The following is an 11,907-nucleotide window of genomic DNA, read 5'->3' on the forward strand; positions in this document are numbered from 1 at the left end:
CTATGCTGTTCCTATTATAATAGCAGTTGACCGTCTTTTCAAAGAATGTAGAATTTTGTCGTGCAGAAAAAAACAGCGTTTTTACAGAGACACGCTGTTTTTCATTTTTCTCTTATATGATTATAACGACTCAATAAACTGCTCAATTTCCTCTTGCGTTTTACGATCTTTGCTGACAAAACGGCCTAGCTCTTTCCCGTTTTCAAATGCGATAAAGCTTGGAATTCCAAATACATCTAACTCAATGCAAGTATCGATGAACTTATCGCGGTCAATGTGAATAAATGTATACTCACTGTATTTTTGCTCTACATCTGGCATGAATGGTTCAATGAAGCGACAGTCTCCGCACCAGTTAGCAGAAAATAGGAAAACATGTTTATTGCTGCTGTTTTTCAACTCATTAAATTCTTCTTGTGACTGTAGATCTCTCATCGTCTTAATCCCCCTGATTAAAGCTTTTTATTAATTGATACTAACAAAATCTCTGCTGTTTCACTACTATTATGCTTACTCTTTATTATGAACGTGACTTAGCATCATATTCGTATTGCCCAACCAATGATTCGATAACATGTGCAAACATTTTTTGTCTCGTAATTCTGCCGTTCGTAAATACGCCAATAGCACCTTCATGATGACGGACATTCTTTTTGTTTGCATAACGATCCATTACAGGACCAAGCTCTTCCCCTTCCAACAGAGCATCTGCCACTTCCGTGGGCAAAGGAATGCTCGCACCTCCGCCAATATAGGTTCTGCCGTCGCGAAGTACAAGGGCTCCCCAGTTGCAGACGAACAGGCCGTGTTCTGTTTGCTTCACACCGCCTTCAAGACCAATGCCAATGTCGCCTTTTCCAGCAGCTAAAGCATTTTTTGCACGATTAATTGCCCCAGTCATTGTTTCTTCATCAGAGAATGGCTGGGCACTTACCTCTGAAGAGACATCTATTTCTATGAACTCTACGTCTGTCATTGTGCTGAATCCTTCTTTAACAGCACTTGTTTTAGCTGGGTTTCTTGTTCCGATGCAAACAATCATTTCCATCCGCCTCTCTTTAAAAACCTTTTTCTTCATGGAAAAAGAGACAGTCTAATTGTCTGCCTCTTGTTACTCTCCTCATACATTTGCTTTAATTGAATCCACCATTGCTTTATCTGTCGCTTTTACAAGCTTCACAACCAGTTCCTTTGCAGCTGCATAGTCATCAATATGAATGATGGATGCACTTGTATGGATATATCGTGAGCAGATGCCGATTACAGCACTAGGCACTCCTTCATTTGCTGTATGCACTCTTCCTGCATCTGTACCGCCAGGGGAGATGAAGTATTGATACGCAATATTATTGCTTTCAGCTGTATCGAGGATAAATTCTCTCATGCCTCTATGCGTTACCATTGTCCGATCGTAGATGCGAAGCAAAGCACCTTTACCTAATTGGCCAAACTGGTTTTTATCACCAGAAGTATCATTTGCAGGGCTCGCGTCTAATGCATAAAAAATATCTGGCTGAATCATATTGGCAGCTGTTTGCGCGCCGCGCAAGCCAACCTCTTCTTGAACAGTTGCACCAGAATACAAAGTATTTGGCAGCACCTCTCCTTGCAGCTCCTTCAGCAGCTCAATTGCAAGACCGCAGCCATAACGGTTATCCCAAGCCTTGGCCATAATTTTCTTTTTATTAGCCATTGGAGTAAAAGGACAAATTGGAACAATAGGCTGCCCTGGCTTGATGCCGATTGAAACAGCATCTGCTTTGTCGTCAGCACCGATATCAATAAGCATGTTTTTAATATCCATCGGTTTATTACGCTGTGCGTCATCAAGTAAATGTGGAGGAATTGAAGCTATTACACCGATAACTGGACCGTTGTCTGTCATTACCTGAACTCTCTGGGCAAGCAAGACTTGGCTCCACCAACCTCCCAGCGGCTGAAAACGCAGCATTCCGTTTTCTGTGATAGAAGTAACCATAAAGCCAACTTCATCCATATGTCCTGCAACCATTACTTTAGGACCATCAGTACTTCCTTTTTTCACACCAAAAATGCTGCCAAGATTGTCTTGAATGATTTCATCGCTGTAAAGAGCAAGCTCCTTACGCATAAAATCACGTACTTCATGCTCATTTCCTGCAACACCGCGTAGCTCAGTCAGTGTACGGAATAATTCCAATGTTTGCTCATTCATCGTATTGCTCCTCTTTTTTTAAAAATTATGTATATATTTATTTTATCGAAATATTAATTTCCTTGCCACCATTAAACATATTGCTCGCTAAATAGATTATTATTAATATAACCAAAATAGGTTTATTACTGGTTTTTTTGGTTTTATTTCACTTATCTCTAATATTTTGGCTATAATAAGAACGAAAGAAAGGAGCTAAAATCATGAACTGGAAAACGATAGTTGCAGGAGCAGCTGTAGGATTTGCAGCAAGCTATGCAGTAAAGGAAGCTGTTTCCAGAAATTATTCCCTGTCAAGTGACCGCGTTCTAAAAATAGTTAAGGCTGTTTTTAAAGAGCAAGGACCTATTACAGGCAGCTGGATCAACATGCAAAAAGAACCCTATGAAACAGCAGGTACAACACAGCTCATTTATCGCGGTGGAATCACGAGAGATAATGATGGCAAAAATGAGTCTTTCGAATTTCTAGCAGACAGCAAAACAGGAAATTTGCTTGATATATATGAGCTTTAAAGATACATAAGTCCATTGCGATACTTGCAATGGACAATTTCACTAATCCCGCTTTATTGCTTCTGTTATTTCTCCTGCTTCATTCCATTTAACACTTCGGTATAATGCATCATGATAAAATGTAAACCAGGCATTTTTGTCTGCTCCCCATTTAAACCATTTTTGTTTTTCTGATATGGATGTCATCGGGTAATCATCATATGCTGTCACCCACAGAACATTTTGATGTGCATGTGTTGGCAATAAATCTGCCATATGGATGGCTGTCTCGCCTCCGTCTTCGATAAGAAGAATAGAATGACCATCACTATGGCCTCCCGTATGAATAAGCTTTAACGGACCCATGCTCCATTCTGTTTCAAAGGTTTTGACTTGTGCTTCAATCGGCTGCCAATTTTGTTCCCAATATGTATTTCTAGAGCGGATATTCGGGTTTTTCATTTCCTGCCACTCCGTTTCTGAAGTAATGATTTCTGCATTCGGAAAAATAGACACCAATTTGTCATTTTCTAACTTAGATAGTCCGCAAGCATGATCAAAATGCATATGTGTCATCAGCACATAATCAATTTCTGTTGGAGAAACCCCAAGTGCTTGTAAATCTCTTTCAAGAAAAGATTCTTCATCAACACCATAATTGCGCATTTGCTTTTTCGTAAGCTTCCCATTTCCAATTCCTGCATCAATCAGTATTCGTTTTCCATCCCACTCAAGAAACATCGGGTCTGAAGGAAGTGTTACTTGATTTAACTCATTGCACTCATACTTTTTGGACCATAACGGCTTTGGTACAACACCAAAAATGGCACCACCATCCATTTTTGTAACACCACCATTTAGCCATGTCACCGTAATTTCACCAATCTTTAAACTGTTCATTCAAGCTAGCCTCCTAATCATTATTCTTACCAAAATTATAGTTGATTTTTCTTTAGACAACAAAAAAAGAGACTAGCTTTAGCATTAGTCTCTTTGTCTTATCATCTGAATTGGGTTTCACTGCGGTAAATTCTGCTGCCACGCTCAGAGAATTTCTCTTCATATTCAGTCATTATATTACCTTCATAATCGCTGTTATGAAGATCAAGGCTGACATACTTCAGCAGCATGCCATACTCAGAGAAGCTGCGAAGAGAATATTCAAATAACCCTTGGTTATCTGTCTTAAAGTGAATTTCACCGTTCGGGATAAGGACTTCCTCATATGACTTTAGGAAATTCTTATAAGTTAGCCTTCTCTTCTCATGTCTAGTTTTTGGCCATGGATCAGAGAAATTCAAATAAACGCGCTCTACTTCCCCTTTAAGGAAATAGTCAGTCAGCTTAGATGCATCGAGATTCATCAGCTTTAGATTCGGAATTTCCGCCTCAATCACTCTGTCTAAAGCGGAAACGATGACACTTTCTTGCAGTTCAATCCCGATATAGTTAATATCTGGATTAGCTTTTGCCATCTCTGTAATAAATCTGCCTTTTCCTGTACCTACCTCTATATGAATGGGTCCTTTAACGCTGAAAGCTTGATCCCATTTTCCTTTCCATTCCTCCGGATGCTGCACTGCATATTGGGGATATGCCAGCAGCTTGTCCTTTGCCCACGGTTTATGTCTTAATCGCATTGTGACACTCCTTCTTTACGTATATATCCATCAACAAACAATACCATTCTTGCGGCTATCATGCAATACTCTTTTCTTTTCCATAACACGCTACAATTATGTCAAAAAATACAGGGTAATTTTACAAATGCAAATATCGTATAAAGAAAAAAAAGAATTCACAACCTATTAGTGAATTCCTTTACTGGTATTTGACCATTTTTTATAAAAGAGACCTGAAGAAAGGGTGCAACTAGATGCCAATTACACATGAACATCAATTAGGTATACTAAAGGATATTTTAAACAACCATCAAGAGGACTGCTGTGGTTCTGTTTCTGAATGTGAACAACTTGAACGTCTTGTTACTTCCTTAAAGGTCAATGGCAATATCGACCAAAACATTCTTCCGATTTTAGAAGAAATAAGCCAGTACAGCCAAAGAGGAATTCAGGCAAACAATTTAAACAATCATATCCAATCCTCTCAAGAGCAGCTGTCCCAATGGGTCGATGGAATAAATGACTTTTCAGGCTAAATCCTGGTCATTTAGGAATTGTATCCACTTTTCCATCTCATGATAGCGGGATTTCTTTTTATACCATTGGATAGAATTTAGGGTTTGGGCTACCACATACCACTTCATGCGCAGCATCAGGTTGTCAGTCAGCTCAAATCCATATTTTTCAAGCCATTCTTTCCAATCTGATTTTGGGATATACCAGTGAAGAAGCATTCCTAAATCGATTGCCGGATCTGCAATCATTGCGCCATCCCAATCGATTAAATACAACTGGTTGTCTTCTGATAGCAGCCAGTTGTTATGATTTACATCACAATGGCAGACAACTTCTTCCTCCGTTTTTATCGATGGAAGATTCTGTTCTAAAAAGGCAATTGAATTCGTGATGGTTGTATTCCCCGTCAGTTCTTCATCCAGTTCTGCTTTAATAACAGCAAGGATCATATTTGGCATCAAGGTTGTTTTTCCAAGCCTTTTCAGCATTTCCAATAACGGTTTAGATGTATGGATTTTTTTCAGCAGCATCACAACCCTGTCATCTGTCATATCAGATTGGCTGAATTCCCTGCCGATAAGCCACTGCTGCGCAGTAAATACATCTCCGTTTTCAAATCTTTTTGTCCAAACAAGTTTTGGGACAATTCCTTCTGCAGACAAAACAGCTAAAAAAGGCGAAGAGTTTCTTTTCAGAAACAGCTTCTGGCCATTATTCTGGGCGAAAAAGGCCTCGCCTGTTTCCCCGCCTGCAGGGGTTATTTCCCAATCTTGTCCTAATAAATGTTCCAACATTGTTCACCTACTATATATATTGCTCCATGATTTTAGGATGAGTCATTCTTGTTTGAACCTTTTTTATCCCTTGTAGGAAGAACAAACAGATTGATTCGTTCTAACTAATAAAAAACTCTTTATTCTTAGCGTTCTACGCATTTAAGTGCAATATTAATCATCATAAATAGAAAAGGACATAGTACCCCAAAAAACATACTATGCTAATGAAAAAAATCAATGTATCAAGAATAATTTATTGTTATAAAAAAAGAGAGCTATTACAATCAGTAACTGACAACAATAGCTATCACATTAAATATTATCTCTTATTTGGTTTTTTAGTCAAGTCTATCTGCAATATAATATTATTTTTCAAAAATTAAATTTCTGCCTATTCAGTTTGTCTCTTTTCGCTTTCCAATAATTGTTATGCCAATCGGGTTTATATCGATGGTTTTTTCCACATCAGGAAGTTCATGGAGATACACTTCTTCTCCCTTTAACAGCAGCTTCCAATTTCCTTCTTCGACAGCTGCCCTTTGTGAATCGTCATCAGCGTTGATATAGATAATAAGTGTTTCCCAATCACCATAGTCTTCAATATTGTTCAGTTTGTATTCTACGAATAAAGGGGAATGTGATTGAATAGTGACATGCTTTCTAATAGCTTCAGCGCTTGTCAGCCGCAGTGCAGCGGTTGATTTGCGCAAAGATATAAGGTCTTTTATAAATTGGACATTATCAAGAAATGTATCTCTTCTATCCCAGTCAAGTCTGTTAATTTCATCAGGCGATTTATAGCTGTTTTCTACACCGTATTTCGTTCGGAAAAACTCCTGACCGCTGTGAAGAAATGGTATGCCTTGGCTGAGTAAGACGATGGATGTGGCAAGTCGATGTTTTTTACGTTTCAAGCTCATCTCCAAGTCAGGAAAGCACGCCTCAATTTTATCCCAAAGCGTATGGTTATCATGCGATTCTACATAATTGATTGTCTGATTCGGCTCTGTAAATATTCCTGCGTTTTGTTCTGCTAATCCAATGCTGCCAGAGAGAAGCTCATGCACTGCTGGCTGACTCCCATTCCCTAATGCAAAGCCTGTATGTTCCAAATCAAATGTACTTCCCTTTATTTGATCGCGGAATTGATCATTGAACTGGCCGATTCGAGGCATTTTATGTTGATTGCTAATTATCGCCTTGAGATCATCTGGTAGAGGTGTCTGCAGATTCCACCCCTCTCCAAAGGTTAAAATAGACGGATCTTTACTGTCACAAATCTCCCGAACCCCCTGCATTGTCTCTACATCCAATATGCCCATCAAATCAAAACGGAAGCCGTCAATCTGGTATTCCTCCAGCCAGAAGCGAACGGAGTCCAGAATATATCTTCTTACCATCAGACGCTCAGAGGCAATATCATTGCCTACACCTGTACCGTTAGAAGGCATTCCGTGAATGTCATAGCGGAAGAAGTAGCCTGGGAGAATCTTCTCAAACGGCGAGTCTTCTTTTTTGTACACATGGTTATAAACAACATCCATAATGACCCTTATTCCTTGCTCATGAATTGCTTGGATAAGCTGTTTTAATTCTTTAATCCTTGCGTATGGGTCAGTCGGATTTGTTGAATAACTGCCTTCAGGGACATTGAAATGTGATGGATTATAACCCCAGTTATATCGTTTAAAAACATTTAATTCATCCACTTCTTCGAAATCATGGACAGGCAGAAGTTCAAGATGAGTCACGCCGAGTTCTTTCACATACGAAAGTCCGGTCCATTCTCCAGTTGAGGTTTTCGTGTTCAGCTGGGCAGCACCTAAGTACGTCCCTTTCTTATCTGCTCCACTGTTCGGATGGATAGTAAAGTCACGGATATGGGTTTCATAAATAATGCTGTCAACAGGGGAGGCAAGTGCTGGCAGTTTAGGTTTCACCGTTTTTGTTTTTCCTAAATCAACGATGACACCCTTTTCACCATTGACGCTAACAGCAACTGCATACGGATCAACCGCTTCTCTCCACTCAAGATTAATAAGAACTAAATAAGTATAGTGAAAGCCGTCTACATCCTGCTCTACCTCAGCTGTCCACACACCCTTTTCTTGTCTTGCCATCGGGATTTCCATACGCCGCTCAGAATGTATAGGATCTTGAAGAACGAGCTTTACTTGTTGAGCTGTTGGAGCCCATAAGAAAAAATGGCTTTTCTCAGCGCTGTATTGCACACCTAACGGACCTTCATAAAAATAACGCATATCAAACTCTTTCGTTCTTATGACTGCACCAATCTGCAAATCAGTGCTGCCATTGTGGTTATCAATAATGGTATAGCTTTTGCCTGCATCCAGTAATTCAGAAGAGATGCAAGTATATTTAACATATTGCTGCATCGTTTCCTTTTTCTTAATGGTTAATGGTACAGAGTATTCTCCCTGTACTGTAAAGGCATCCGCTTCACCGCCATGATACATATAAGGCAGCAGTATAGTAATAACAGACAGCTCATCTAAATAAGCATAATAGTCCCTTTTAATAGATAGCATCATTCCCCACTCCTTCTCTTGTTACCTAAACACTATTCGTTTATGATTCCTCCTCCTCTGGAGCATCCCAATCATATCTTCGAACAGAAGTTGTTAAACAATATTGCAGCAAACTTTCTGCCGCTTTCAGCTGGATAGCCTTGATAGGTGATTGCTGGGTTCTCATCATACGGAACCACTCATCATAATTTCTTTTTTCAATAATCTTTAAATCATATGGTATCGTTGGATAATCAATATAGCCATTCCTTGTCAGGATAGCCTTTTGAATAGGCAGTGCAACATCATGCCTGTCGAGAATTCCGCGGACAATTTTTTCTGTCCTGTTTAAAGCAATCAACGGGCTTAACGTCTTTTTTTCTTTGTCATTATATTTCTTTACCCAAAATTTTTCATTTGAACCTAGGTAAACAGCGGAATCTTCCTCTTCTAGGATAGTGATGCACCACACAGCAGTTGGTGTCACCATCATGACTTCCAGATCAATAGGAGCATTTTTTAATAAGAAAACTGGTTTGTATAGCACTAAATATGTATCAGGAAATCGTTGCAAAAAATATTTCAAGTGCTCATCATAATAAAACGCCTTCTTAACAGTTGATTTTTCTGTAAGAGTAGAACTAGCCCATTTCAGCTGAAAACGAAAAAGCTGATTTAAAAATTGCAGCTTCAATTGTTCTTCTGATTGAGGCTCATTAAGAGCATTAGCTTTATAATCAAAGGAAAATATTTGCTCTTCTTTGTCTTCTTCTTCTTTAACAGCTGCCGGAAATAAAAGGAGCTCTTCTTCCTTCGGCTTTTTATTCATCATTCCTCTGATTTTTAGAAAAAGAGATTCCTTTTCCTCTGTTATATCGTCTAAACTTTCATTATCCTCGTAGAATATTTTCATGTCTTGTGTATCAAATGCCTTTTTAACACCTTCCCATTTCTGCTTTTTTAAGCGGACATAACGGGACGGATACAGCAGTATATTTTGTTGGTAACGTGATATATAGTCTTTTAGCTTAATTAATTGTGCCAAAGCTTTTCCCCCTAAAAAACCTGTACTTTTCTATTAAATAAATTTTTTTGTATATATTGCTTCATATTTTGGTTCTTTATTTAAATGTGTCTGAAATAAAGAAAATTGCTCTACTTGAAAGGAAGGTTTCGCATCACTGAATGGGTTTTGGGAATTCAGCATGTTCTGGCGAAATCTCTCTGTTCCTGCCCATTTCCTTGCAATCGTAATATGCGGATGATAGGGCCTAGTCTCTAAAGTAAAGCCTGCCTTTTTGCACTTAATATATATATTCTCTCTTAACTGGTGCAGCGATGGATGATCCTCCAATCCTAACCAGAAAATCCGTGGACTGTCCTGACTGCCGAATACTCCTAATTTGTCGATATTCAACGTAAAATGGTCTATATCGTAACTATCTTCATTTAGAATAGTGATAAGTTCGCTCTTTTGTTCTTCCGTTGCTGCTCCCAAAAAAGCTAAAGTAATATGGTAGTCTTGCGGATGCACCCATTTTTTAAAAGGAAATGCTTCTTTAAGCTTACCCCTTACAGCCTCTACTTCTAGCCGGACAGCTTCCGGCAAACCTATCGCAATAAAATAATGTGTATTCGTGTTCATAAAAGCATCCTTTTCTTGTTTATCCTATTAAAGGTAAATTATTTTTCTTTTATGGGCAATTATAGCTATAATACTATTAAACATTCGCAAAAAGTCCTTTTATGTAAAGAATATATTGTTATTATATATCCTTTTCCCTTGTTTTTAATCTTAATCTTCATGAATCTCACTTTAATTGAAAGAAATAGAAGACAAGGACATTCTTGTACCTTATCAGCAATCACCATCTATGTGAGATTTTATTCATATTTAGTAAAAAGAAAGTAGGAAATAACAATGAAATTGTATGGATCCGTATCTGAGCTTATTGGTGACACTCCATTAGTTCGTTTGAACTCTATTGGTGATAAAAATGGTGCTGTCATTTACGCAAAACTGGAATATTTTAATCCTAGCAGAAGTGTAAAAGACAGGGCGGCATTCAATATGATTGAAGCCGCAGAAAAGGCAGGAAAGCTTGTTCCTGGTTCCACTATAATTGAACCAACAAGCGGCAACACAGGCATCGGCTTGGCAATGAATGCAGCTGCTAAAGGCTATCGCGCCATTCTTGTTATGCCAGACACGATGACAAAGGAAAGAATCAATATTTTAAAAGCATATGGAGCTAAGGTTGTGCTGACACCAGGTGACGAAAAAATGCCTGGAAGTATAAAAAAAGCATTGGAGCTGAAGGACGAAATTCCAAACTCTTTTGTACCCATGCAATTCAGCAACAGCCATAATCCTGAAGCGCACCGGAAAACAACTGCTCCAGAAATTATTAAAGCAATGGCTGAACTGAATAAGTCTTTGGCTGCATTCGTAGCAACAGCAGGGACTGGTGGAACAATAACTGGAACTGGCGAGGTACTAAAAGAGGTATTTCCAAATATACGCGTCCATGTCGCAGAACCAGCTGGATCTCCAGTTCTGTCTGGCGGTGCTCCTGGAAAGCATAAACTTGTCGGCACAAGCCCTGGCTTTATTCCAGATATATTAAACCAGAATGTTTATGATCAAATCCACTTAGTAACAGATGAAGCTGCATATGAGTATACAAGAAGACTTGCACTTGAAGAAGGAATACTGGCAGGACCATCCTCTGGTGCAGCCTGCTATGCTGCCGTCCAAGCAGCAAAACAATTGTCCGCTGATGATGTCGTCGTCTTTATTGTATGCGATACTGGTGAGAGATACTTATCAACAGATGTATTTGCACTAGATTAAGAAGAGTCCCTCTTATAGATAGAGGGACTCTTCTCATTTTCACAGAACATATTAAACTAATTGTCCACATTCACTTTCAATTGCATCCTTAAACAGTTTCTGCAAGTTTCTCGTAACAGGACCTATTTCACCGTTGCCAACAGGCACATTGTTTATGGATATAATCGGCATCACTTCAGCTGTTGTACTCGATAGAAATACCTCATCAGCATCTATCAGGTCCTCGATTGTAAAGGCTTCTTCTACTACCTCTATTTCGTTTTCCTTACATAACTGAATGATCTTCTGTCTTGTAATTCCATTTAAAATAAATTGGTTGGCTTCATGTGTTTTCACACTGTTATCCTTCATAATCCATATATTAGAGGAGCTTCCTTCTGTAACTGTCAGTTCCCGATATTGAATGCTTTCATAGCAGCCAGCTTCCGTCGCTTTCTGCTTGGCAATCACATTGCCAAGCAAATTCAAACTCTTAATATCACATCTCGACCAGCGGATATCTTCTACCGTAATGGCTTCCACACCGTTATCAAGCTGCTCATAAGGAATACTAACCTCTTTCGTATAAGCTATATAAGTCGGAGGAGTATCTTCTGCAGGGAATGCATGGTTCCTCGAACTGGTGCCTCTTGTGACCTGCATATAGATGATTCCTGTTTCCAGTTTGTTCTTTTCTACAAGCTGTTCCATTAACAGCTTGAGTTCTTCGACAGTATACTCTATCTTGATACTCAGCTTATCACCGCTGCCAAGCAAGCGTTCGAGATGCTCATTTGCAGTAAACAGCTTTCCATTATAAACTCTTATCACTTCATATATACCGTCACCAAACTGATAACCTCTGTCCTCAATATCAACCTTTGCTTCAGATCTATCAATAAAAGCTCCATTCATCCATACAATACTCATTTTCTCTCCCCCTT

General features: G+C 39.0%; 13 protein-coding genes. 3 read left to right on the plus strand and 10 right to left on the minus strand.

Annotation, left to right across the window (positions count from 1 at the left end; genetic code table 11):
* Positions 1-120: 120 nt before the first annotated feature.
* From MKX82_RS15195 to MKX82_RS15205, 3 genes are all read right to left on the minus strand, one after another.
* Positions 121-435, minus strand: coding sequence for a thioredoxin family protein (locus tag MKX82_RS15195; protein ID WP_341078184.1), 315 nt, complete (start codon positions 433-435; stop codon positions 121-123).
* A gap of 85 nt (positions 436-520) precedes the next feature.
* Positions 521-1,042: a DUF84 family protein gene (locus MKX82_RS15200; RefSeq protein WP_233317680.1), complete on the minus strand. Its 522-nt coding sequence runs from the start codon at positions 1,040-1,042 to the stop codon at positions 521-523.
* A gap of 78 nt (positions 1,043-1,120) precedes the next feature.
* Entirely contained in the window at positions 1,121-2,194 is a 1,074-nt protein-coding gene (locus tag MKX82_RS15205; protein WP_341078186.1) for a M42 family metallopeptidase, read from the minus strand.
* A gap of 203 nt (positions 2,195-2,397) precedes the next feature.
* Between MKX82_RS15205 and MKX82_RS15210 the strand changes: the two genes are divergently transcribed.
* Complete coding sequence (locus MKX82_RS15210) at positions 2,398-2,709, plus strand: PepSY domain-containing protein (RefSeq protein WP_233317677.1); 312 nt, start codon at positions 2,398-2,400, stop codon at positions 2,707-2,709.
* Positions 2,710-2,751: 42 nt separating this feature from the next.
* Here the strand turns inward: MKX82_RS15210 and MKX82_RS15215 are convergent, their stop codons facing one another.
* Both MKX82_RS15215 and trmB read right to left on the minus strand, forming a co-directional pair.
* Entirely contained in the window at positions 2,752-3,588 is an 837-nt protein-coding gene (locus tag MKX82_RS15215; RefSeq protein WP_341078189.1) for a YtnP family quorum-quenching lactonase, read from the minus strand.
* A gap of 101 nt (positions 3,589-3,689) precedes the next feature.
* Entirely contained in the window at positions 3,690-4,328 is a 639-nt protein-coding gene (gene trmB / locus MKX82_RS15220) for a tRNA (guanosine(46)-N7)-methyltransferase TrmB (RefSeq protein WP_233317656.1), read from the minus strand.
* A 236-nt stretch (positions 4,329-4,564) separates the two neighbouring features.
* Here trmB and MKX82_RS15225 point away from each other — a divergent pair, with 236 nt between their 5' ends.
* Positions 4,565-4,846 carry a YtzH-like family protein gene (locus tag MKX82_RS15225; RefSeq protein WP_233317654.1) on the plus strand — a complete coding sequence of 94 codons (282 nt, stop codon included), beginning with the start codon at positions 4,565-4,567 and terminating at the stop codon, positions 4,844-4,846.
* On the opposite strand, the gene MKX82_RS15230 is transcribed toward MKX82_RS15225, so the two are convergent.
* The 4 genes from MKX82_RS15230 to thpR all read right to left on the minus strand — a co-directional run bounded on the left by MKX82_RS15230 (position 4,838) and on the right by thpR (position 9,775).
* Complete coding sequence (locus MKX82_RS15230) at positions 4,838-5,617, minus strand: phosphotransferase family protein (protein WP_233317727.1); 780 nt, start codon at positions 5,615-5,617, stop codon at positions 4,838-4,840. The two genes, MKX82_RS15225 and MKX82_RS15230, sit on opposite strands and share 9 nt — an antisense overlap.
* A 380-nt stretch (positions 5,618-5,997) precedes the next feature.
* On the minus strand, positions 5,998-8,151 hold the full coding sequence (gene pulA, locus MKX82_RS15235) for a type I pullulanase (RefSeq protein WP_396953824.1): 2,154 nt from the start codon (positions 8,149-8,151) through the stop codon (positions 5,998-6,000).
* 40 nt (positions 8,152-8,191) lie between these two features.
* A complete protein-coding gene (locus MKX82_RS15240) occupies positions 8,192-9,175 on the minus strand; it encodes an NERD domain-containing protein (protein WP_341078194.1) in 984 nt (327 codons plus the stop codon).
* A 33-nt stretch (positions 9,176-9,208) separates the two neighbouring features.
* The gene (gene thpR / locus MKX82_RS15245; RefSeq protein WP_251646818.1) at positions 9,209-9,775 is read right to left on the minus strand and encodes an RNA 2',3'-cyclic phosphodiesterase; all 567 of its coding nucleotides are present in this window, start codon (positions 9,773-9,775) and stop codon (positions 9,209-9,211) included.
* Positions 9,776-10,051: 276 nt separating this feature from the next.
* On the opposite strand from thpR, the gene cysK reads away from it, so the two are divergent.
* A complete protein-coding gene (cysK, locus tag MKX82_RS15250; protein WP_341078197.1) occupies positions 10,052-10,984 on the plus strand; it encodes a cysteine synthase A in 933 nt (310 codons plus the stop codon).
* A 51-nt stretch (positions 10,985-11,035) separates the two neighbouring features.
* On the opposite strand, the gene dat is transcribed toward cysK, so the two are convergent.
* Entirely contained in the window at positions 11,036-11,893 is an 858-nt protein-coding gene (dat, locus tag MKX82_RS15255; RefSeq protein WP_233317645.1) for a D-amino-acid transaminase, read from the minus strand.
* Positions 11,894-11,907 lie beyond the last annotated feature (14 nt).

Source organism: Niallia sp. FSL R7-0271 (genome assembly GCF_038005785.1).
GTDB lineage: Bacteria > Bacillota > Bacilli > Bacillales > Cytobacillaceae > Niallia.